The 23,997-nt window shown below is 50.0% G+C and carries 18 protein-coding genes; 15 read left to right on the plus strand and 3 right to left on the minus strand.

Translation table 11 applies throughout. The features are described from left to right. From MJZ25_00005 to glgA, 4 genes are all read left to right on the plus strand, one after another. On the plus strand, positions 1-593 hold a 593-nt coding region (locus MJZ25_00005), incomplete at its 5' end, for a GNAT family N-acetyltransferase (protein MCQ2122548.1). Positions 594-601: 8 nt separating this feature from the next. Next, positions 602-1,171, plus strand: coding sequence for a GTP cyclohydrolase I FolE (gene folE, locus MJZ25_00010; GenBank protein ID MCQ2122549.1), 570 nt, complete (start codon positions 602-604; stop codon positions 1,169-1,171). A gap of 471 nt (positions 1,172-1,642) precedes the next feature. After that, positions 1,643-2,803, plus strand: coding sequence for an alpha/beta hydrolase (locus MJZ25_00015; GenBank protein MCQ2122550.1), 1,161 nt, complete (start codon positions 1,643-1,645; stop codon positions 2,801-2,803). Between the two features lie 119 nt (positions 2,804-2,922). Then, on the plus strand, positions 2,923-4,152 hold the full coding sequence (glgA, locus tag MJZ25_00020) for a glycogen synthase (GenBank protein ID MCQ2122551.1): 1,230 nt from the start codon (positions 2,923-2,925) through the stop codon (positions 4,150-4,152). 115 nt (positions 4,153-4,267) lie between these two features. Here glgA and MJZ25_00025 read toward each other — a convergent pair whose 3' ends face one another. After that, positions 4,268-6,067: a thioredoxin family protein gene (locus MJZ25_00025; GenBank protein ID MCQ2122552.1), complete on the minus strand. Its 1,800-nt coding sequence runs from the start codon at positions 6,065-6,067 to the stop codon at positions 4,268-4,270. 170 nt (positions 6,068-6,237) lie between these two features. On the opposite strand from MJZ25_00025, the gene MJZ25_00030 reads away from it, so the two are divergent. The 4 genes from MJZ25_00030 to MJZ25_00045 are packed head-to-tail and all read left to right on the plus strand — an operon-like array spanning position 6,238 to position 10,641. Next, the gene (locus MJZ25_00030; GenBank protein MCQ2122553.1) at positions 6,238-6,843 is read left to right on the plus strand and encodes a sigma-70 family RNA polymerase sigma factor; all 606 of its coding nucleotides are present in this window, start codon (positions 6,238-6,240) and stop codon (positions 6,841-6,843) included. Between the two features lie 18 nt (positions 6,844-6,861). Then, positions 6,862-8,934 (plus strand): hypothetical protein, encoded by a 2,073-nt coding sequence (locus MJZ25_00035; protein ID MCQ2122554.1) that lies wholly within the window; start codon positions 6,862-6,864, stop codon positions 8,932-8,934. A 9-nt stretch (positions 8,935-8,943) separates the two neighbouring features. Continuing rightward, positions 8,944-9,342 carry a hypothetical protein gene (locus tag MJZ25_00040; GenBank protein ID MCQ2122555.1) on the plus strand — a complete coding sequence of 133 codons (399 nt, stop codon included), beginning with the start codon at positions 8,944-8,946 and terminating at the stop codon, positions 9,340-9,342. 12 nt (positions 9,343-9,354) lie between these two features. Beyond that, positions 9,355-10,641 carry a CCA tRNA nucleotidyltransferase gene (locus tag MJZ25_00045; GenBank protein ID MCQ2122556.1) on the plus strand — a complete coding sequence of 429 codons (1,287 nt, stop codon included), beginning with the start codon at positions 9,355-9,357 and terminating at the stop codon, positions 10,639-10,641. 24 nt (positions 10,642-10,665) lie between these two features. On the opposite strand, the gene MJZ25_00050 is transcribed toward MJZ25_00045, so the two are convergent. After that, positions 10,666-11,769 carry a glycosyltransferase gene (locus MJZ25_00050; GenBank protein ID MCQ2122557.1) on the minus strand — a complete coding sequence of 368 codons (1,104 nt, stop codon included), beginning with the start codon at positions 11,767-11,769 and terminating at the stop codon, positions 10,666-10,668. A gap of 71 nt (positions 11,770-11,840) precedes the next feature. On the opposite strand from MJZ25_00050, the gene lpxA reads away from it, so the two are divergent. Then, the gene (lpxA, locus tag MJZ25_00055) at positions 11,841-12,608 is read left to right on the plus strand and encodes an acyl-ACP--UDP-N-acetylglucosamine O-acyltransferase (GenBank protein ID MCQ2122558.1); all 768 of its coding nucleotides are present in this window, start codon (positions 11,841-11,843) and stop codon (positions 12,606-12,608) included. A 28-nt stretch (positions 12,609-12,636) separates the two neighbouring features. Here lpxA and MJZ25_00060 read toward each other — a convergent pair whose 3' ends face one another. Continuing rightward, on the minus strand, positions 12,637-13,788 hold the full coding sequence (locus MJZ25_00060) for a glycoside hydrolase family 5 protein (protein ID MCQ2122559.1): 1,152 nt from the start codon (positions 13,786-13,788) through the stop codon (positions 12,637-12,639). A gap of 238 nt (positions 13,789-14,026) precedes the next feature. Between MJZ25_00060 and MJZ25_00065 the strand changes: the two genes are divergently transcribed. The 6 genes from MJZ25_00065 to MJZ25_00090 are packed head-to-tail and all read left to right on the plus strand — an operon-like array spanning position 14,027 to position 23,700. Next, entirely contained in the window at positions 14,027-14,770 is a 744-nt protein-coding gene (locus MJZ25_00065) for a sugar-binding protein (GenBank protein ID MCQ2122560.1), read from the plus strand. Between the two features lie 8 nt (positions 14,771-14,778). Further along, on the plus strand, positions 14,779-17,313 hold the full coding sequence (locus MJZ25_00070; GenBank protein MCQ2122561.1) for a hypothetical protein: 2,535 nt from the start codon (positions 14,779-14,781) through the stop codon (positions 17,311-17,313). Between the two features lie 14 nt (positions 17,314-17,327). Then, positions 17,328-19,589: a hypothetical protein gene (locus tag MJZ25_00075; GenBank protein MCQ2122562.1), complete on the plus strand. Its 2,262-nt coding sequence runs from the start codon at positions 17,328-17,330 to the stop codon at positions 19,587-19,589. A gap of 15 nt (positions 19,590-19,604) precedes the next feature. Next, complete coding sequence (locus MJZ25_00080) at positions 19,605-21,752, plus strand: hypothetical protein (GenBank protein ID MCQ2122563.1); 2,148 nt, start codon at positions 19,605-19,607, stop codon at positions 21,750-21,752. Positions 21,753-21,763: 11 nt separating this feature from the next. Continuing rightward, on the plus strand, positions 21,764-22,627 hold the full coding sequence (locus MJZ25_00085; protein MCQ2122564.1) for a hypothetical protein: 864 nt from the start codon (positions 21,764-21,766) through the stop codon (positions 22,625-22,627). A gap of 14 nt (positions 22,628-22,641) precedes the next feature. Then, positions 22,642-23,700: a glycoside hydrolase family 18 protein gene (locus MJZ25_00090; protein MCQ2122565.1), complete on the plus strand. Its 1,059-nt coding sequence runs from the start codon at positions 22,642-22,644 to the stop codon at positions 23,698-23,700. The last annotated feature ends 297 nt before the right edge of the window (positions 23,701-23,997 follow it).

A 23,997-nucleotide genomic window follows, 5' to 3' on the forward strand; every position in this document is an offset into this window, starting at 1 on the left:
AGATGGACTACCTGATGAACGCCATTCACGCCTGCAAGGCCGGCGCCAACCGTGTCCATTTGCTTAGCGGTGAATTCCAGGGTAGCTTGCTTCAGGAAGTGTTTTCCGCCCGCGGTGACGGTACCATGGTGTACGCCAACCAGTATTCCAGTATCCGCCCGGCAACCATGGACGATATTCCCGATATTCTGCGTATTATGCAGGACTACATCGACAAGGGATTCCTTGTGCCCCGTACCCAGGAAAGCATTTCCGAAAAGCTCAAGGACTACGTGGTGTACAGCATCGATAACAGCATTCACGGCTGTGGCGCCCTCCATGAATTCGAGGACGGTTTTGCAGAAGTGGCCGGCATCGCTGTCAGCGCCAACTACCGCAAGTCCGGTATTGGCGACGCTATCGTTCGCCACCTGATTGAAGTGGGCCGTATGAAGGGCTACAAGAAGTTGTTCCTCCTGACCACCCAGGCTCTGGACTGGTTCTACCATTTCGGATTTGTGGATGGTACTGTGGAAGAACTTCCCAAGTCCAAGCGCGATCACTACAATCATAAGCGCAAGTCCCGTATCTTGATGCTCCCGCTGGAAAAGTAATTATGGCAATGGATTTTAAGAAAATGGAAGACGGCTTCAAGATGATTCTTGAAGGCATGGGCGAAGATGTGAACCGTGAAGGTTTGCTAGAAACTCCGAAGCGCGTTGCAAAGATGTATGCCGAAGTCATGAGTAGCCTCACTGGTGAACAGAAGGCCGAGGATATTCTCAAGACCCGCTTCCATGAAAAGTATGACGAAATGATCGTGGTGCCTAACATTCCCTTCGCCAGCATGTGCGAACATCATTTCCTGCCTTTTACTGGTAAGGCCCATGTGGCCTACATTCCGGGCGATTGCGTGGTGGGCCTTTCCAAGATTCCTCGCGTTGTGGAGTTCTATGCCCGCTTCCCCCAGATTCAGGAACGCATGACCCGTCAGATTGCGGAACTGATCCAGAAGGAATTGAAGCCTAAGGGCGTCGCAGTGCTTTTGGAAGCAAGCCATATGTGTATGACCATGCGCGGTATCAAGAAACCGGGCGCCACCATGGTGACCACCCAGCTTTTGGGTTGCTTTAAGACTGACGAAAAGACCCGCGCAGAATTCTTGGCCAGCATAAACGATCGCTTGCGCTAAATTTCTGCCAAGTAGAAAAGCTGGTTTTGATAATGGAAAATCCTCGGTGATAGCCGAGGATTTTTTTCTTGTGTGTATACAGGGCATCTTTGTATACAAGTTTTTTCAAATTTTTTGAAAAAAAGAATTTCATTTTTGGTGCGAAAAAAGGGCTTTACAACGGCCAAAAATTATTGACAGCCCGTCTTGTAATTACAACGTTGAGTGTGTAAAAATTTTCTGGCGCGGTACTGTATACTGTAAAAAAATCCCTGTGTATACAGAATTTGCTGTGTTAAAAGTTTTTTGTCCATTTGCATGCGTTGTAATTACAACGATTGAAGTTTGGATGTTGTAGTAAAATTTTCTTTGTTGCATACAAATTAACTTTCTTGACATATTGTCCATAGCAACTGTATTGCGGTTTGGAATATTGCGGGCTACGCAAATTAATTTATTGGCGTATGGGTAAAACAAACAAGGAGTAGTTAAATGAAATCCAAATTTCTGAAGATGGCTGTTGTTGTGGCGGCTGCTTTGGCTCTTGTGAATTGCGGTGATGAATCCAATCCCGCAAACCCCGATCAGAATCCGATTGGCGAACTTTCCAGTTCTAGTGATGTAACTGGCACACCTGATGTAGGTGTTTCCAGTTCCAGCGAAATTGCTGGCCCGATTGCTGGTATCTCCAGCTCTAGCGAAATTGCTGGCCCCGTTGCCGGCGTTTCTAGTTCCAGTGAAATTGCTGGCCCCGTTGCTGGTATCTCCAGCTCTAGTGAAAAGCCTGTTGCTGCTTCCAGCTCCAGTGTTGCAGCTCCGAAGTCCAGCTCTTCCGAAAAGGTTATTCCGTCTTCTTCTTCCGCAGCTCCGAAGGGTATCTTCCTTGCAACGGATACCGACGAAAATAAGGACTATATGGAAGTTGAATATCTTGAACGCACCGGTCCGGATGGTGGAGCAATTCTTTCCTACCCGAAGCGTCTTTCTGACACCCAGAAGCACGGCATCGTTGTTTGGGGCCCGGGTGGCGGCACTCCTCCGGGAGATTATCCGGGCATGATCAAGCGTCTCGCATCTCATGGCTTCGTTGTCATTGCTGTTAGCAGCTCTCCTGGTGATGGCTCCAAGGCAATTGCTGCTTTGAACTGGTTGGAACAGAAGGCTAAGGATTCCAATGGCCCGCTTTACAACAAGCTTGACTTCACCAAGGTTGGTTGCTCTGGCCACTCTATGGGCGGCCTTGAATCTGAACAGGCTCTTATCAAGGACAAGCGTGTCATTACCGCTATCATGAATAACAGTGGTGATTTCAGTGGTAACGGTGCAAAGCAGGTTCCCACCGGCATGGGCAAGACTATCGCACTCGTCTACGGTGAAGTTGGTTCTGAAGCTCCGAACGCACAGAACGACTACAACAACCGCGATGTTAAGGTTCCCGCTTGCTTGATCCGTATGGAAAACAACAACTACGGCCATGGTTCTGGTCCGTGGGATGGTCAGGCTGCTACTGTTGCTTGGATGCGTTGGCACCTGGGCGGCGAAGACTTCCGTAAGGCAGACTTTGTCGGTTCCACCGGTAAGTATATCGACGGTCCGGTTTACACTTGGCAGGGCGCTAAGGGTAACTGGAAGGGTCAGTGCAAGAACTTCTAATCCGTTAGTTAGAATTCCTACATAACACACTCCTAAGATCTCTCGGTGAACGCCGAGGGATCTTTTTTGTTATATATTAGAGCGTAGGGCGGGTGAATTTCCGCCTCTAGGAGACATTTATGAACGCAGCTATCCTTACTAACGAGTTCCCGCCGGAAATCTATGGCGGTGCCGGTATTCACGTTAAGTTTTTGACTCAGGAATTGGCAAAGCTTTGCCATGTGGAAGCCCGCTGCTTTGGCGTGCAGAACGATGACGCCGACAATATTCGTGCAATTGGTTTCAGCCGTAAGCTGGGCCTGAACCCGAAGGATGACCGCTTCCAGAAGATTTTCAAGCCCCTGGATATTAACCTCCAGTGGGCTGCTACCATGGATGACATCGACGTTATCCATTGCCATACCTGGTACAGCCACTTTGGCGGCGTTCTCGCTTCCCGCCTGCTGCAGTGCCCGCTGATTCTTACCACCCACTCCTTGGAACCCCACCGTCCGTGGAAGGCTGAACAGCTGGGTGACGGCGGCTATGCCATGAGCTGCTGGATTGAAAAGACTGCTTATGAAGCTGCTGATGGCGTTATCGCTGTGAGCCAGGGCATGAAGCGCGACGTAATGAAGCTTTACGGCGTTCCCGAAGATCGCGTGAAGGTGATTTATAACGGTATTGATCCGGACTTCTATGCACCGACCTTCAGCAACGGCATCCTCGAAAAGTGGGGCGTCGATCCGAATAAGCCTTTTGTTCTGTTCGTGGGCCGTATTACCCGCCAGAAGGGTATCAGCCAGCTGATCCAGGCTATCCCGCAGATCGACAAGAACGCTCAGGTGGTTCTTTGCGCAGGCGCTCCCGACACCCAGGAACTTGCAGACGAATGCAAGGCCCTCATCGAAGAAGTCCAGAAGACCCGCGAAGGCGTTATCTGGATTCAGGAACCGGTTCCGCATGAGGAACTCCGCGTGCTCTACAGCCACGCTACCGTCTTTGCAACTCCGTCCCTCTATGAACCTTTCGGCATCATCAACCTGGAAGCCATGAGCTGCGGTACTCCTGTTGTGGGTAGCGCTGTGGGCGGCATTCCGGAAATCATCGTGGACGGCGAAACTGGCTTCCTGGTTCCCCTGAAGCCTGTTTCTGAAACCAATTTTGAACCGGCCGACCCGAAGGCTTTCCAGACTGATTTCGCCAACAAGCTGAACACTATTCTGGCAAACCCCGAAATGGCAAAGAAGATGGGCGAAGTAAGCCGTAAGCGCGCGATAGACGTATTCAGCTGGAAGGCTATTGCCCAGCAGACCTACGAATTCTATCAGGAATGCATTGAGAGATACAAGAAGGAAGGCAAACGCTAATTTTTTTCAGCGCTTTGCATTTTGAAAGCATAAGAAAAAGGTCCGCAATTTTGCGGGCCTTTTCTAATGCGGATTTTATAAAGACAGCGAATTTAAATCTGCGCGTCCACTAGGATTACTTTGTAATCTTTTCCACGATGGCGCCTGTGGTCAGAAGTTCCGGCAGAACGATTTGCTTGCCTGCGTCACCCTTGGGGTAGATGGCATAGGCGGGCACGCCGGATTTTCCTAGGCTGCGGAGGAGGGCGTTCACGTCGGGAGTTTCGCGGGTCCAGTCAGCTTTCACGCGGGCTACGTTCAGGCTATCCATGGCGCGGGTAAAGTCTTCGCGGTTCAGGACGGCGGCCTCGTTAGCCTTACAGGTAATGCACCAGTCGGCGGAAACATCGATGAATACGGTGCGTCCGGCCTTTGCCATTTCTTCAATGAGGGCGGGGCTGTAACGGTACCAACCGTCTTCCGTCATCTGTTCCGCCATGCGGGCGTCAAAGCGGAACTGCACTTCAGCTTCGTAGCGTGGAGCGAGAATTCCGAACCATGCAATAAATAAGACCGCTGCGGCGCCAACAGCTACGCCGATTTCGCGAATGAAGGCGACGCCTGGCGGGGCGATCTTGCCCAAGGCTACGCTTGCTGCGATGGAAAGTACTGCGACAACTGCGAAGATACCGACGCCTACGCCGCCGGCTTGTTCATTTACAATCCAGAGGAGCCATACGACGGTTGCCAAAAGCAATGCGCCCATTATCTTCTGCAGCTTCACCATCCAGGCGCCCGGCTTGGGCAAAACCTTGAGCATACTAGGGAAGGCACTGACTAAAAGGTAGGGGGCTGCAAGTCCCAGGCCTGCGGCAGTAAAGAACAGAAACAGCACCGGGGCGCTAGCGGTAAAGGCGAAGCCCATGGCGGTACCGAGGAAGGGTGCGGAGCAGGGGGTGCTCAAGAGTACCAGCAATGCGCCTGTGAAGAAGGCGCCAACAAGGCCAGACTTTTGACCGGCGGCGTCCATCTTGGTGGTGGCGCCCCAGGGAAGCCATACTTCGAATACGCCGAAGAAACTCATGGCGAATGCGGAAAGGATCACCACCATAAAGGCGATAAAGCCTGCGCTTTGGAATTGCATGCCCCAGCCTGCATTGCCGCCGCCGATCTTGATGATGGTGATGATGGCTGCCAGCACCCAGAAACTGACGAGGATGCCTGCTGCAGTGCTAACGCCTAATGCGAGAAGTCTACCGCGGCTTTCGCCAGCCTGCTTGATGAGGCTGAAGAGCTTGAGGGAAAGTACCGGCAACACGCAGGGCATCAAGTTCAGGATTGCACCGCCGAGCAAGGCGAACAGCAATAGGGCAAGCGTGCCGGCGGCGGGACCGTTCTCTTCATTTGTTACGGGCTCGGCTTCAGAACTTGCTGGAGTTGTCGCGACGGTCGCGGCGGTTGAGTCTGTATTTTCCTTAGCTTCATCATCGAAAGCTATGGCGAATTTCTCACCATCGTTTTTTTTTACGGAACCAAGGCTCATGCCCTTGATGTCAATAGTCTTTTCTGCAGGAGCGAGGCAGATGGAATTGTCGCAGGCCTGGTAATGGAATGTCACCTTGGTAGTGGTACTATCGTAGCCATCTTCGACAGATTCAATGGGAAGTTCCACCTGGAAGTTTCCGCGGAATACCAGGTTCTCCAAATCCAGGGCTTCGCTGTATTCCTTGATGGCGGTAGGCCACTTGGGTTCGCCGAACTTGATACCTTGTGCCTCCACATCAATGGAGGAAGGCTTCAGAAATTCATCGGCAGCGACATTGGCGTTTACATGCCAGTTGTCAGGAATGACGATGTTCACAATCAGCTTGGAATCCTTGCTCAGCGCGCCGGTAGAATAATCCATCCACATGTCCGGAGGAGGCATGCTGTTCATGTTGAATTCCTGCGCATAGGTTGTCAAGGGTAGGATAAGAAAAAAAGCCAACATCAATGCATTTTGCAAACAGTTGTTTGCAAAATTTTTTAAGGTCTGTTTTTTCGTGTTCATTTTCATAAATTAGAACCCAACTGAAAGACCGCTGTCAAAATTCTCGTGTTTACTATATGCCTAAACAAGGAATTTTAACAGAACTAAATCAAAAACTAGAACGCGTTTGGAAGGAAAACGCAACACAAATCTATAAACTTTGCTCTCGGAGGAGTAATTCCATTGAGGTTGCGAAGGACCTTTTTCAAGATGTCGCCTTAAAATTCTGCAAATCGGCGCATTCCTTGAATTTGGATGAACCGATGGCTTGCTGGTTTTCGGTGGTCGTAAAGAATGCCTATTGCGATCAGTTTCGTCGTCGGTTCCGGGAAACTTCCTTTTCTTGCCTAGCCGAGAATGGAATCCCCTACGATGTAATTCCTGCCAGTGCCTCGGTGCATTTCAATGACGAGGCAGGGCAAGCGGATGCTGAAAAAGAATTGTATTTCCTCATGTCGGAACTGAATGCCCGTGAAAGAGCTTCCGTTGAATTGACTTTCTTGGAAGGGGTATCCTTGGATGAGGCTTGCGTTTCACAACAGGTCTCAAGACGAGGCTTTACGAAAAGAAGACAGAAAGCATTTTTGAAAATGCAGAAAAAAAGGAGGGACATCAACAATTTTCTTGAAAAGAACGATGCTCTGACGCTTATTTTGAAAAAGTTGCTAACAAAGGCTGGGTAAATTTCGTAATTTTTCAGTGTGAAGTTTTTCTCGTATATCATCGCTATTCTTCTTTGTGTTTCGGAGGCTGCCGCATTTGATGTCTGGTGGTCCTTCTCGTATCCTTATCCTATACGAGACGGTGTGCCCTATGAAAACGGAGTGCTTCTTGCCACTGCCGGAGGCGTCCGCTATAGAACCCCGAAGGAGGATGTGACCTACCATTCTGAAGATGGTCTGGAAACTTCTGAAATTTACGCCATTGCATCTACGGGAATTGGAATTTTTGCCATTTCGGAATTTGGACAGGTTGCGGTTTTTCACGAGGCGAAAAGGGCGTGGCAGGTACTGAACCGATCCTATGTGCAAAATTCGGCTCGTGCAGTTCCCGGTGCGACTGTAGGCGCAGGCGCTCTTCTTGTGATTGGCTTTGAAGATCGTTTGGCATTCTTTGACATTGAATCCGCTTCCTCTATCCTGACCATAAACCGAGTCGGCCCAAGAAAGCTTGCTACGGATGGTATTGTCCGTGTTGCCGTTCATAATGATTCGCTGTATGTTCGCCTTAAGAATGATGAGGTGTACGCGCGTCTAATGGACTGGGACGGTATTCGTTCTGATACCCGCCTAGCTGATCCTGAATCATGGGATTTGGTGGACGATTACAAGGACAACAAGGATTTGAAGCTGCGTGATTCCTTGTGGACCATTTCTACCAAGAAAGGCAAGTATAAAATAACCGACTACAGCATCGACTTTGAAAAAGATGGTGAAGTTGAAAATCTTGCCTATCAAAAAGATTTCCAGCTGGAAGGCCTTTATGAAATAGCTGCAATGCCCAGGGGCGGTTTCCTAGGTGCGTCCGTAAAAGGAAAAATCGCCGTAAGCGATGGCAGTATTTGGAACGTCTCCCCGTTCTTTGGTGGAAAGGGTAGTGATGGTGCTACAAAGGACCACCGGTTAAAGGTACTTTCTATATTGCCCGATGGAACTTCCTTCTTCCATGTCTGGGGGCTGGGTTTCTTCATTCTTTCTCAGAATGCGGGTTCCGTGGAACATTCCTTCTTGTCTAAGGACAACTACTGCTACGAAAATTTTGCCGCAGGTTGGACGATTGCTATTGGCTCCACTCCGGCTCCCGACGGTTCTGGATTCCTTACTGCGGTTATAGGACCTGCTGAAAAGCGAGGCGGCTATACCTTGGCCTATTTCACGAAGAAGGGCGAAGTCCACTGCGCTCAGGTTGACTCTGTGTTCTCTACGGGTGGACCGATGTATTCTACCATTGACGAAAATGGTTCCTGGGTCGTGTACATGGGAGCCAAGGAAGGTCTTGGTTCTGACAATGGTAGCTTTGATATTATCCGTTTCCGCTCCCCAAAGTCTCGAGGCAATGAAATCGTAATTGACTCCGTGAGAACGATTGGCGGCGTTACACCTCCGATTGTTGACGTTGCCTATGATTCTATAGGCAAGCGTATCTGGATGGTTTCTTCTACAAACCTGTTCTATTACGACGATGAACAGGATACCCTGTATTCTCCGTTGTCCATTAATGGCTTGCGCGGCGCGGACTTCTCGTCCATCGAAGCTGATGCTCATGGTAACCTGTGGACGGGAACTTCTAACCAGGGCGTTTACAGATTGTCGCAGAAGGGAAAATCTCCAGACACGCTTTCCGTTATCCGTTTCACGACAAAGAACGGCTTGTTCAAGGATGATGTTCGTGATGTTGCCATCGACCCTGTTCTGGGCGTAGGCTGCTTTGCTCATGAGAACGGCGCCTCCTGCTATAGACGCAATGATTTCTTGAGTGCAAAGAAAAATATGACGGATTCTGCCGATGTTGATGTAAAGGCATTCCCTATTCCGTTTAGACCTAAAATTCATGGTTACTTCACAATTGCAAACATTGCAGAAAATGCGACGGTAAGCATTTACAACAAGGGTGGCGCATTGATCCGCTCCTTTAGTAATGACGAGATTGTTGGTGGTAAGCTGGAATGGTACGGAAAGGGTCGAGACCAACGTTTTGTTGCTCCCGGAGTCTATTATTACGTTGTGAATACTCCTTCCAAGTCGAAGAAGGGAAAATTCATTATCATCCACTAGAAGGTTTTTATGAATAAGTTTTTTGGATTTTGCGTTGTTGCCTTAGTGCTTTCCCTGGTGTCCTGTGCAGGCGAACGCCAGGGTTTGGTATGTGAAGAAATCGAATACCGTTTGAATACCATGACTTATTCTCCGGACCAGCGTGCCTATATGGAAGAGGAACTTAGGACCTGCCGCGATGAGGAAGCCCAGAAGAGGGGAGCCGATGCGGCCTCCCGCCAAAGCATTTACGATCGCTATGCTGCAAGTGATACAACTTCTGGAGATTCTGCCAGGGAAGTTTCTGTTTCCGAAGCATTGCAGGATTCGTCTGGCGTGAAAACCGAAAGTATTTACGACCGCTATTCCAACAAGAATGGGGAGGCTAGTCCCGATACATCTGCCGACGATGCTTCCAACTTCCAGTAATAGGGCTTATTGATGGCTATTGTGCAAACTCTTGCTGGTGAAAATTTTGAACCGGAACTTCCGAAGCGCCTGCTGAAAATTGCAGACGATATTATTGCAGCCGGTGGCCGTGCCTATCTGGTGGGTGGCTGGGTTCGCGATGCGCTTCTTGGAAAAAATTGCCGCGACTACGATGTCGAAGTTTACGATCTTGAACAGGATCAGTTGCTTCCTATTTTGTCCAAATATGGTAAGACAAATTTGGTAGGAAAGGCTTTTGGTGTCATCCATCTTTCTATGAAGGGTGAGTCACTGGACTTTTCGTTTCCCCGTACAGAAAGCAAGGTGGGCTATGGCCATAAAGGGTTTGTGGTAAAGACCGATGCTAAGCTTAGTTTCAAGGAAGCCGCCCTACGCCGTGACTTTACGATTAATGCCATGGGTATGGAACTGCCCGACTTGAAGCTTTGCGATCCTTACGGTGGCATTGATGACTTGAAGTCTCGCTGCTTGCGTCATGTGGGGCCTGCTTTTGCGGAAGATTCCTTGCGTATTCTTCGCGGTGTTCAGTTTGCCAGCCGATTCGCCTTGAACCTTGCTCCAGAAACAGTGGAGATGTGCCGCACCCTTTCGCTGGATGACTTGAGCATTGAACGTCTTTTCGAAGAATTCAAGAAATGGCTTTTGAAGCCGGGTAAGCCGTCTCTCGGTTTGAAGGCTTTCATTGACATTAAACTGGATGAGTACTTTCCTGAAGTGAATACCTCCGGTGAACTTCTTGACGCCATGGTTGGCTGCAGAAAGGGCTTGACGGATGAAGAAGCCGCGGAACTAGCCTTTGCCGCGTTGCTTTCTGGAAATGCTTTCCCAGGTAACGGTTGTGAAGATGTGAAGGCGCTTGCCAACAAGTTCCTTGCCCGCATTACAAATGAAATTCATCTGGTGCGCAAGGTCCCTGAAATTCTGAAATGCTACAGCGAACTGAATTATGAAACGGTTCCGGCGGCTCCAGTGCTGCGCCGCCTTGCGGTTCGTCTGGATGGATTGAAGCTTTTGGCCTTGCTGGTAAAATCCACCCCGAAAACTCAGTTCAAGTCCGCCTCCTTCGCGGAAGACCTTTGGGGCGCCGCGGAATCCCTTGGCGTTCTTAACGTCGCTCCGCAGCCTTTCCTCACAGGAAAAATGCTTATTGATCTCGGTGTAAAGCCGGGCAAGCAGATGGGCGAGATTATCAAGAAGAGTTTCGAACTCCAGCTGGATGGCGAATTGACGAACGCCGACGCTGCCCTTGCCTGGGCTAAGGCAGAACTTTCCGCATAGGGAAACGCTCCGCCTCTTGGATTTTTATTTCCAGCGGAACAAGCCGGTGATGCCTGCGGGAACGCAGAACACGATCATCGGAATTTGAATCAGTTCGGTAGGGATGAAAGCGAACATCTGGCGTTTGGCGTGGAGCTTTGCTGCGGCGATGCTCAGGAACACAAAGTCCACGATAATCTTCGGCAGGATGGAGAATACGCACCACTGCCAAGGACAATCCAGAAGCAATACGCACCACGGACTGATGAACATCCAGATGTAGTAGGTGTAAATCAAGGTCAGCAGGAAGATGTAGGCCTTGCTTTCGTAGCTGGTGCCGTTGCTGCTCCAGCGGGCGCGCTGGTTGAACAATTGCTTCCAGGTGTCCACAGGGGCGGTTTCAATAACAGCGTCCTTGTCCAGGTTGTAGCAGACCTTGGTGCCGGGGATTTTCATCATCTTGTGGATGAGCATGTCGTCGTCACCGCTACTTAAATTGATCAGGTCGCCGAATCCGCCCACTTCGAAGAAAAGTTCCTTTTTGTAGGCGAGGCATGCGGCGCTAGCCACAATGGGGTGACCCCAGCTGAATCCGGCCCCTTCCATGGCGGTGTATCCCAAGGTTTCCAACTTCTGGAAAAGGTGGGGCATGGTGCGGCTGCCGTTGTTCTGTTTCGGACCTTGCACGATGCAGATTCCGTCCACAAAGCGGCCAGCCATGGAGGTAATCCAGCTCTTGCGTGGAATGCAGTCGGCATCCATGGTCAAAAGGATTTCGTTCTTGGCAATCTTGAATGCACTTTCCAAGGCACGCTTCTTGGGGCTTGCGATTTGGGGCAAGTCCTGGGGGAGGCTAAGAACGCGGAACTTGGGATGGTCCTTGGCGAAGTTCTCGAGAATTTCCTTGGTGCGGTCGGTGGAACGGTCGTCTACGCAAATGACTTCCCATTCGCCGGCGTAATCTTGTTCGGCCAGGGCTTCCAAAGTTCTCTGGGCGAATTCCTCTTCATTGCGCATGGGCACCACAACGGATACGCTGGGGGTGGCCTTAGGACCTTTGTAACGGCGCGTGCGGATAAGTCCTATAATGAAGAATAGGAACAAAAGCGTATAAATCGCCGTTAAACATGCAATGAGAATTCCACCCATGGTGAACCAAAATTAGAAAAAAGGGCTGTCCGTTAGACTTGACTATATCCATTTTTGCTACTTTTCAAGGCATGATTCACCCTTCCGCATTTGTTCACCCCTCTGCAAAAGTTCACGAATCGACCTTTATCGGCCCGTGGTGTCTTGTGGACGAGGGGGCTGAAATTGGCGAGGGAGTCCGATTGGAAAGCCGAGTCCATGTCTATGGCGGTGTAAAAATCGGCGCCAATACACGTGTTTTCGACGGGGCTGTTCTTGGCGCTCCTCCCCAGGATCTAAAGTATGCCGGGGAACCGACCCGCCTTGAGGTGGGGGAGAACTGCACCATCCGTGAATACTGTACTTTGAACCGTGGCACTGTTCAAGGTGGTGGCTGTACTCGCGTTGCAGACAAAGTATTAATTATGGCTTACTCTCACGTGGGGCATGATTGTCAAATTGGCCGTGGGGTGGTCATCGCCAACGGCTGCCAGCTAGGTGGCCATGTTCGCATTGGTGAATTTGCTACTATCGGTGGCGTTACCGCCATCCAGCAGCGCAATCAGGTGGGCGCCTACGCTTTCGTGGGCGGAACCTACAAGGTGGACAAGGATGTTCCGCCCTGCAGCAAGGCCTTCGGTTCCCCGATACGCTTCGGCGCCTTGAACCTTCACGCCTTGCGCCTCCATCCCGAGGAATTCCCCCAGGAACGTATTGAATTTTTTGAAAAGGCTTTCCGCGAACTTTACCGCGGCAAGCGCCCCATGGCTGAAGTCATCGAGGAACTGAAAAAAGGCCCGGAACCATTGTTCCAAGCCTTCTTCGATGAACATTGGGGCGGCACGATCATCCGCCCGTAAATTCTGGGGTTAACCCCGTTCTTGCATCCTACAGACCGAATGCTGCGGGGAAACCTTCGTACCAAGAATCATCATTTCGGCTGTAGGCTTCGAAACCACCAACCTTAGTGAATCCCCAGTACTGCCAGGAAATGTCGTAATCTTCCACGATCTTGATGACTTCCTTGGCCCATCTTGCCTTCATCTTTGCGGACGGCAAGGTGTTGTAAGTGTTGTTGCACTTTGATGTGTTGGCGAAGTCACCACCACCGGAAATACCGAATTCACTCATGTTCATAGGAACGTGTCCGCCGTTTACGTCCGGGTAGAGCTTTTGTGCCAAGGCAACGTACTTTCTAAAGTCTGCGGCTGCAGTCACGTCGTATACTTCGTCGCCTCTGCAGTTGTAGGAGTGGCCTTGGTGAGAGTATGTATAGGGCTCGTAATAGTGGCCAGTGTAGATGATGTTTCCGTCTTCCGGCAATTCGAGCATACCGAGTTCGCCGAATTTTGCTGCCTGGTAGGCTTCAAACATGATAGTCTTGCCGGGAGCGTTTGCACGGATGACCTTGTATGCGTCCAATTCGAATTCGGCGACAAGGTTTGCGAACTTACAGGTAGGTTCGTTAATGATTTCTAGAACGACCATGCTGTCGGGGAATTCTTCCATTTCCTTTGAAACTTGATTCCAGAGAGAAAGGAAGTGCATCTTTTCGTCAATGAAGGCTTGCGGATTTGTTACGTAGTTACCGCAGGCATCGTTCAATTCGTCGTAGTGGTGGAAGTTGACAATAACTGCAAGCCCCTGGGCCAAAGCGAGCTTGATGTCTTCCTTGACGCCGGCCAGGCGTTCTGCATCTACCGTATGAGTGCTGTAGTCGGAGTCGAACTGCCAGCGTACCGGGAGGCGTACGGAGTTGAAGCCGGTAGCCTTGATGACGGCGAAATCGTCATCTTCAATGCAGTTGCCCCAGCTGCAATCCAGACTGTTGCCCTTGGAATCCCAAGAGTTGCCGAGATTGATACCCTTGCCGAGACGCTTGTTCATTGCACGACCCAGGGAGTAGTCGACGGGAACCGCGACCCTGGTGGTGTCAGGCTGATCTTCCGGATTTTGTGCAAGAGTGTGGTTTCCGCCACCTTGGTCACAAGCCATCAGACCGAGGCTGAAAATAAGTGCTAACGGGAATAATCTTTTCATTTTGCCCTCAAAGGTAAAATTGTTGTTTACAAAGATAAATTACACTTTTTATAGTGAAAGGTGTTCTGTATTGAAAAAATAATGTGTATACCGAAGAAAACAGCCTAAAAGCGCTAAATTACTGAAAAATAAGGGAGTTATGGTGATATATGGCAACTTTTTTGGAACGCCGCTTTTCCGTCTACTAAAAAAACAATTTATATTGTAGCATATCCGAATTTGGAGACTTTTTGATATTATGAAAGCAAATCCGCATAAAGCAAGTTGGTTGTGCGCCCTTGGCGTACTCCTGATGGCATCATTCTCTTTTGCTGGCTATGGGTTTAGCGACTACCGCGACCGTGACCAGTCCCGTTTTGAAACTAAGCAGGCTAAGCCCTTCCGCCCGGACAAGGACGTCGTGTCCGTGGTCATGCGTGAAGCTATTCCTCGTGGCGGTGGCTATACCTACCAGTATCCCCGTGAAAACCCGGAACCGGTTCTCACCGACAAGTTTGCTATGGAAGGTGCTCTTTCCATGGAAATTGAACTTATCGCAAGTGACTACTCCGGTGTGGCTATCTGTATTGCAGGTTCTGTGAACCTCGAACCGTACTACGAGGAAGGCGTCCTCGAGTTCTGGATCAAGGGCGCCCAGGGCGGCGAAAACGCCTTGTTCGTGCTCGTTGACGACGGTGTCAAGACTGGTGGTGAATCCATGCAGGTCAAGCTCCGTTCCAAGAGCCTTGGTGAAATTACTACAGAATGGAAGCGCTTCAGCATTCCTTTGAAGCTCTTTGGTAAGACCGGTGTGTACTGGGATGCCAAGAACACTCGCGAAGTTATGTTGCCTTTCAGCTGGTCCAACTTCAAGGGTTTCCGTATCGAAGTTCGTAAGGACGAGAACGAATCCTTCAAGGTTTGGCTTGACGATATCGTCATTAAGAAGCAGGGCAAGGCCTACGAAGGTCCGTCCAACTATCCGTTCCGTAACGAGATTTAAGAGGTTTTATGCGTAAATTACCCATAATTGCTACGACTTTGCTCTGCTCGTCTCTGGCTCTTGCCCAGTACGAGGATGAAACTGTCCAGGACGAATCCGTTGCAGCGGAAAGTTCTGTAGAAGCAACTGAAGAGGCTGCTCCTGCTGAAGAAGCTGTAGAAGAAGCAGCTCCTGCAGAGGATGTTGCTTCTGCTGAAGACTCCGTACCTGCAGAAGATGTTGCTCCTGTTGAAGAAGTTTCCACTGTTGAAGAAGCTCCCGCAGCCGCTCCTGCTGAAGAAGCTCCCAAGAAGGAACTGGCAAGCACCGGTTCTGTGAAGGGTCCGGCACCTGTGGTCGGTGCTCCTGCAACAATGGCTCCCGCAGCTCAGATTGCTGCTGTTGAAGACAATACCGATGGTCTTGTGGAAAACATGGAATCCACCCTCATGGGTAAGGACGATCTGCCCCTGGCAGTCTCCGGTTACATGGCCTTCCGCCTCAAGAACTTCCATTACTCTGAACCGAGCCCCTATGTCCGTAACGACTTGGCTCGCACTGCAGTGGACGCTGTCTTGAACGTGAACATTGTGGCTATGCCCAACTCCTACATGACCTTGTGGACTAACCTGTCCTTGCCGTTCGATCTGTCTGGTCTTTATACCAACTACCTCGGTAGCCAGCCGACAGACGTCCCGACTCACGACGAACGTGTTCAGTTTGACCACTCCACCGACTACTATGCAGCAACCATCAACGAAGAAATGAACTTCGGCGTTGACATCCGTGCTGGTGTCTTCGGTGCATACGTCACTGCAGGTGGTGTTATCTGGGCAAACTCCTCTCCGCTTACCATGTGGGAACGTGAAACCAACCCGCGTTTCGCTTGGCAGTATGAATTGTTCGAAGATGAAAAGACTGTAAGTACCTACTATAAGGAAAAGGTCTTTAAGCCTGTCAAGGAAGGTGGCCGTGCATTCTGGACCAACCGTTCCTTCGGTGGTGTCTTCGCAAACGTCTACCAGTTGCCGTTCGACTTGAAGGCTCAGTTCCTCTTGTCTCAGCCGGCTGATGCAGACATCGCTACCCGTGATGGTCTCCGCATCTACGGTGGTCAGCCTGGTGAACTTGAAATGTCCGGTGGTTACGACTTCCGTGGTTCTGTCTACAGCGGTCGTCTTGCAAAGGAAAAGATTGCGGACAACTTAACCGTTGGTTTGAACTACATGGGTGTCGTATTTGACAACGACATTATCTATGAGGATGAATTCCGTAACCAGTGGATCAACTACTCCAAGGTCGGTCCGACTATCCTGAATTCCCATACCGCTTCTATTGACTTCAAGGGTAACATCACCCCGAAACTCTATGTGATGGCTGATGTGGGCGTCAGCATGACCGACTCTGTAAGATTCGACCGTGTAACTGATGCTGCCGGCTATAACGAAAACAACCCGTCTTCTGGTTACCTCGCCGACGCTTACCATAAGAGCATGAACAAACCGCAGGTTGGTGTCTATGTCAAGGCTCAGAGCAAGTACATTGAAGGCTGGCCGATGACTGTGGAAGCCATCTACTTGCCGAAGGAATTCTACTCTCCGTATTCCTTGACCAACCCGTCTCGTTTCGCTGCATGGCGCAAGGATGAATTCTACCTGAATGGTGGTTCCATGCGTTACAGCCCCAACATGGCTGGTATCAACTTCAAGTTGGAACCCACCTTCAACCGCGGTTACTTTGACGTCCAGTACGGTCAGCACCGTCAGGTCGAAGAAGGTCAGGATGTGATTTCCTTTAACTATCGCTTGAATGGCCGTAGCATTTGGGAAAGCTCCAATTCCTGGACCAAGCATAAGCCGCTCTTCATTGCTGACTCCGGTAATGCCGATGGTTCTGGCTACATTGCCCGTACTGGTACTATGATTCCTTCTGGCGAAGGCATCAAGCAGTATCGTCAGCAGGGTGGTCTCTATGGTGGTACCTGGGAAATGTGGGAATCCTTCGTTGCATACGAAAGTGCTGACCAGATCCAGAAGGGTGAAGTTCCGTCTCACGCCAAGTGGTCTTCCTACCTCTCCTTCATGGGTGGTTATGATATTGGCGGCTGGTTCGGTACCGATCGCACTATCATGATGACTGGTTATGCTGCTCTCTCCGGTGTTTCCACTTCCTTCACTCCGCTCGCCTTTAGCGAAAAGCAGGATGACATGCTGTTGTGGAGCTTCTTCGGTCAGTTTGAACCGTCTGTTGCTGTGACTCCGACCTTCCACATGGTTGGTATCCTGGGTCTTGAAACCTTCCGTGCAGAAAATGCTTACGTTTCCGAAGCATACTACTCCACCATCAAGAAGGGTGTCCTTTACGACAACTACTCCAAGAGCTTCCAGAGAAAGGCTCCGATCAACTACTTGGAAACCGCTCTGGGTATCGGCTTTGATTGGGACTTCTCTGACCGCGTCGGTCTGCATGCCCGTTACAAGTTCATGACTCATTCCGATGAAGTTATTTCTGCTAATGATTGGCATTCTCACTACATTTCCGCCGAAGTTAAGGCTTGGTTCTAATCGGGGGTGCTGAAATGAAAAAGACTATGAATATGAAAAAGACTTTTGCTGCTCTCCTTACAGCTTCTGCAGTCGCCTCTGCTGCTTCTGTCGCAGAGAACCAGGAACTGTTGGAAAGCAAGGTTGACTCCATCAATGCTAAGCGTGGCCTTGAAGTTACCGGAAGCATCCGTGCCGTAGCTCAGTCCACTTCCTTTAGCACAGAACAGGATCCTACCGGTCTGAATAAGCTTCCGAACGTGGAAAAGGATGAATTTGTTGATGCCGACATTAACTTCGGTTTCCGTCCTTTCGAAAACGTTCGCGCAAACATGACTCTCCGTTTGGGCGCTGGCATGCAGGAATACTTCGCTGCCGCAGCAAAGACGATTTCCGTACCTTGGATTGACATCCAGGGCAATATCGGCAACAACTTCCACTGGATCGTGGGTGACTTCCGTCAGCAGTATTCTCCGCTGACCTTGTTCACTCCGGGTGTCGATATCATGTACGAAGCTCAGATTTTCGCCCGTCAGCGCTACATGGCCCAGCAGCAGCAGATGCTTGAAGGCAACCAGCGTAACCTGCAGGGTGTGAACCTCCAGTTCCGCCAGAATCTTGGCGCTGTTCCTGGTGAAGTTCGTGCTGAAGGCATCTTTGCTCGCTTGAACCGCACTTCTGTTCTGGACCTTGGTGGTGCAGAAGGTAACATCCTTCCGAACGATACCGTTCCGGGTTCTTCTCAGGCATCCAATATGGATAAGTGGTTGGCTTCCGCTAACCTCGAATGGTTGCCGCTTAACAGATCCGCTTACTTGGGCGCAACTGCAATGTACATCTTCGACAACGAAGATTCCCGTTCCTACACTTACCGCCATCCGGATGAAGTGACTACGGAACCGTACGAAATGCAGGCTATCAACCCCTACGAAAGTGATCCGCAGAAGACTATGGTCGCAAGTGTTCGTGCCGGTGGCGATATTGCTGGCATCCTGAACAACAAGAACCTTGTGCTTGACTTGATGGCTGAAGTCGCCCTTTCCAACGATGCAGTCTATGATTCTGCATGGGCTTTGGATGGTAACGGAAACTTCGCTTTGAACACTGAAGGTCTTCCTTACATGACTCGCAATGAAGAAAGTGTAAGTGGCATGGCCCTCTTGGTTGATGCAAACGTTGGTTACAAGACTGATTCCTGGGGTGTAAACCTCGCTGTAGACGTTGTTTACAACGATAAGGATTGGTTTAACAATCTTGCTCAGTCCCCTTCCTTCTTTGCTCAGCGAATTATGAACTCTGACAAGGATCAGCAGAATATTGACGGCGAAGTTCATCAGACTGCAAAGTATGGTGTTAATGCTCCGCTCTATTCTTCCTTCGATGCTCTTTATAACTTTGCTCCGAAGTTCTCCCCGGTGGCAACCACCATGGGTACCGACGACAACGCATTCAAGGGTCATGACGACTACAGCTACGACGTAGCTCCGTACAACAAGAATTCCTGGACTACCAACGTCTATTCCAAGGCTCAGTTGGCTCTCCTCGAAACCTTGTCTGATCCGGCCTTGCAGCTTGCCTTGCCCAATGGCCTTGCTACTGCAAACCGCGTGGGTGGTCGCGGCGTGCTGACCGCAAACTTCAAGGACTTCGCAGAAGTTCAGGGTTTGGTCAGCGTCTTCCAGCATGTTACCCCGCTGAGCGTCCAGTCTGTTGACGCCCTTGGCGCTCCGGTTGAATTGAGCTTCAAGTCTGCAACCTTTATGGAATTCGGCGCCGGTGCTAAGGTCGATGTCTTCAAGATTCTCGGCTTCAGCAAGCCCCTCGAAATTTCTGGTTCCTATAAGCACTCTGAACGTACCATGGAAACCGACGGCTGGGCAACCCAGGGTCAGCTCGATGGCACTTCTGAACTCAAGAGTGACTTCATCAACGCAGGCGTGTATGTTCAGTACCTGCCTCGCCTTGGTGTAAACCTTGGCTTCCAGATGATCAATACCGAATTTAGCGACTTTGCCCAGGCTCAGTCTGGTCAGCTTGCTCCTCTCATGAAGGGCAATCAGATGCAGTGGATGGTCGGTCTCGACTACAACATTGCTCCTCACGCATGGCTCGCCATTAACTACGGTATGATTTCCGTTGCTAATGAGTATAATACCTCCAATGTAGTTGCAGCTGGTTCTGCAGAGAACGCAATCACCTTGCCCAACTACTACGACGTAAACAAGGATGCTGGTGGAACTTTCAAGCATGAGTTCTCTCAGTCTATCCTCGAAGCTTCCCTTAATGTGGAATTTTAATGGGAGGGTGCGAATATGATGTTTAATAAGAATCTTTCTATTTTCGGTCTTGCTTCTGCACTTCTGCTCTCCACTACAGCATTCGCTGAAGAAGACGTTCAGGTGCAGCAGAAATCCCTGCTTGAAAAGCTGGACTCCCTGAACGCAGCCGTTCTTGGACTTAAGATCAACGGTACCGCAAAGGCTGGTGTTCTTACTTCCATGTCCAACTCTGATATGTATCATGCAGACTCTCCGACTCAGGAAAGCCAGGCATTCAGTGATGCAAACCTTGTTTTTACCGCACGTCCGAGTGCCGAAACTGAAATCCGCGCAGAACTCCGCCTTCACAAGGATTGGCAGAGTGCTTACGATGAAAATAATAACCCGGTTATTGGTCACTGGTTCTCTTACGACGGCAAGATCCTGAATAAGCATGTAGACTTTAACTTGGGCTATATGCGTGTCGGTTACACCCCGTATACCTTGTACACCCCGCAGCAGCTGCTCCTTCAGGAACCTGAAGTCTTTGCCCAGAAGCGCGTTGAAGCTTTGGCTCAGCGCAACCTGGATACCACTTCTGCTCGCCTGATGCAGGGTTTGAATGTGGATTACCATAGCGGCCAGGTTGGTCCCTTGAGCGATATCCATGCTCAGGTCACTGGCGCCCGTATGCGTAATGCCGCTAAGAAGGCTGACCAGGTGTTCTTTGACTTCGACTACGCCGACCGTTACTTCTACGGTTTGCGTGCTGGTGCTGAAGCCTTTGGCGCAAAGCTCGGCGTGAACTACACCGATGTATTTGACCGTCAGTTGGGCATCCGCACTCGTTTGCAGGACGGTGATACCGTTTCCATCGAAGACAATTCCGTTCTCTCTGTGGAACTCGGCTTCGACAGCAAGACTCTCTTGCCGAGCTTGCCGTTCACCGTCGGTTTGAATGGCGAATTTGCAATGTCCTCCTGGGCTAACGAAAGAGAATTCCTTATCCATGCCGATAAGAAGAAGTACGCTGTGATGCCGACTGAAATCGAAGGTGACTCTGCAACCTATATTCAGGTTCAGACTTCCTACGAAACTGTGGCAAAGCAGGAGAAGGTTGCTGACAATAGCGGTACTGCTTTCTATGTGCAGCCCTACGCTACTGTGGACCTCGCCGGTATTAAGAGCGACTTGAAGGTTACCTACGTGCAGAACGATAAGGACTTCTGGTCTGAAATGGCTTCCAGCCCGGTTTACCGCGGTTCTGCAACCATCTTGAATGCCAACGCATTCTACAGCAACGATGTCTATACAAACCTTGTGAACAACTTTGGCATGTCCAGCTTGGAAAACATGTACTTCGCAGTATATAATTCCAATCCGTTGAACGCAAGCAACTTGCTGAGCACCGAAAGTAAGAATGCCTTGTCTTCCGAAGGTGAAAACAAGTCCTACCTCTACTCTCGTTTGTACAACAACTACAAGAACGCTCACTTCTACCGTAACGGCTACAAGGCCGACGTGATGAAGCGCTATGAAATTCAGAAGGCTCTCCTCAACATGGATCCGTCTTCCAACATGGAAATGCCTTATGGCCTTTCCACTCCGGATCGCAGTGGTTTGATGATGAACCTGAACTTCTCCTGGAACGACGCTCTTGAAGTTAACGCAGTCTTTGCTATGATGAACGAATCTGCAGCAGACTCTTACGACGACAACGGTGTTGCAGTCTTGGATGCTAACGGCGACAACGTTCAGGAATCCAACGACTACATGCGTTACGGCATCGGTCTCTCCCTTGACATCGGCCGCTTCATCCCGGTTCTTGAACGCAAGATCAAGATGCAACTCTCCTATGATCATACCGAAGAAAGCGCCTTCCTCAAGCGTGCAACAAACCGCATGATGGCCGGTCTCTCCTTGGATATCTACGGTCCTGTATCCCTCATCGGTGGTTTCCATTCTTCTGCTAAGGAATTTGGCAAGCCGCTGGTTATCGGTGATGCAAGAATCTATAAGACCGAAGAAACCTTGTTGCTTGCTGGTCCGCGCGTAAAGATTACTCCCAACTCCTACGTATCTGTTCAGTATGGTATGTTGGGCGACAAGCTGACCTTGGGCTCCTTGGTCCCGGGTATGCCGAACGACGAACTTTCCATTGACAAGAACGTTATCATTGCCGATGTAACGGTCAACTTCTAAGAGGTGTTGCAATGAAAAACTTTAAACTTTTGTTCTCTGTTGCAGCTGCTGCCGCAATGTTTGGCTGCTCCTCCATGGATATCAGCGAAGAAGAAGCTTATAGCGAAAACCTTCCGGCTGATTTCAGCAATGACGAATACATGGCTATTCATCCTGGTCTGCGTTACCTGCAGCTTAAGGATTACGTTAACGACTACAACAAGGCTCTGACTATCGACGCTGAAGCAAAGACCGCCGATATCAACGCTTTCGACGCTAACGCAGAAACCTTGAAGGAACTCTATCTGGATCCGTATGTCGGTGGCTATTCTGAAGCCGATTACGAAGAAGATATGTCTTCCAAGGAAGTTGAAGACACTGTGGCCGTTGAAGTCTATGCCTATGTGAAGGATTCCGCTGAAGGTACTAGAACCTTGGATTCTTCCAAGGTCCTCACCTTGAACCTTTGCAACGTAGACAAGAAGATTGTCTATAACAACAAGGTTAAACCTCCTGTAATCTCCGTTGTTCATGCAATGATCGACGAACCCTGTGAAGAAGGTAAGGACAAGTCCGTCGTTATCAGCGATACGACTTATGCCGTCAAGGGTGTTAAGACTTCTCCCAAGACTGTCGAAGGCGCTATTGCTCCTAACAAGATGACTAGACTCCGTCTGTTCAACTTCTGGGACACTGAAGATGACCTGGCTGCTTTGAAGGCTGTTCCTGTGGATACTTTCGCAATCAGCTACCAGTACGCTTTGTTCGGCAAGCTCCATGGCTGGGCATACCGTCGTTGCACTGAAAGCGAAGCAGCAAAGGATATCGCTATTCCGGAATATCCGGCAACTAAGCTTTATTGCGATGATAATGGTAAACTTAAGGAAATTGACTAGGACGAGGTTATAATATGAATATTAAGTCCATTGCTTTGACCCTTGCTCTTGGCGCTTTTGCTATGGCAAACGCTGCCGCAGACAAGGTTGTGGGTTTCTACCCGTACTGGAGCCAGTATTCCCAGTTTTACCCGAAGGATATTCGCTACAATACCGTGACTGACATTCACTATGTTGGCCTGGCTCCTAGCGAAGATGGCTCTCTCGCTTTCGCCGATGAAAACGATGCTGAAAACTTCAAGACTCTGGCTCAGATGTCCAAGGAAAACAACGTGAAGCTTATCGTTTCCGTTGGCGGCATGGAAGCTGAAGGTAACTTGAAGGCAATCGCATCTTCTGACGAAGCTCTCTCTGCTTTCGTTTCCAACGTTGGTAGCTGGCTCACTGAAAACGGTGGCGACGGCGTTGAACTTGACTGGCAGAACGTTACTGCAGACGATGCAGAAGACTATGCCAAGGTCGTTAACGCTCTCGTTGATGGCCTTAGTGGTTCTACCGTTACCGCAGTGATTTATCCTGCAGCCGGTATGGATGCTTACAAGGCAGACGCTTTGAACCGTCTCGCTTATGTTGACGTGTTCATGGCTGACCAGATGACCGAAGAAAGCTCTGAAGTTGTCCCGAACCAGGGTGCAACCTCTGTGAAGGAAGCTTTGGATATGGTTGCCGGTGCAGGCGTTAACAAGGACCTTCTGGTTCCGGTTATCTTCCTCTATGGCAAGACCTGGACTGGCGCACAGGGCCTCGGCACTTCTCACCAGGGTGTGGGTAGCGGTAACGAAGGTTACGTGACCTATGCTGAATTGATGGGCAAGTTCGATTCTCCGGAATACAAGGTTACCTTCGATGAAGCTTCCAAGTCTGAAGTTGCTGTAAGCGATGCAGAAACCATCGTGTTCATGGGTATTCCTTCCATGAAGGCTGTTGCTCAGCAGGTTAAGGCTGACGGCATGGGCGGCGTCGCTGTCTATGACCTCTCTCAGGATCACCACGAACCGATCGTCTCCCTCCTGGTGACCATCGGCCTGGAACTCCGTCCTGGCGTTGACTACAAGCCCAAGAAGAAAAAGTAATTAGCGATTCGCAGGGTTTCCTGCGGTATTGCCTAGAAACTAAAAAGAGGACTGCTTTGGCGGTCCTCTTTTTTATGTGTCCATTGGCTTGTTCATTGTCTAGTTTCAGTCGCCACGAAGTCGTATGCTATTCTGGAAGAAGCTTGTGCTGCTGTCCATAACAGGGATGTGACGAGTTTCGTGGAATCTAGCTTGTTCTCTAGGGGCGTAAGATTCTGAGCCTTACTTCGGTTCTTATTGTGTCGTGGCCCTGATGTATAGGTGTATCCTGCAAGTTTGTTATTGTCCCGGAATAGC

It is taken from the genome of Fibrobacter sp., assembly GCA_024399065.1.
Classification (GTDB): Bacteria; Fibrobacterota; Fibrobacteria; order Fibrobacterales; family Fibrobacteraceae; genus Fibrobacter.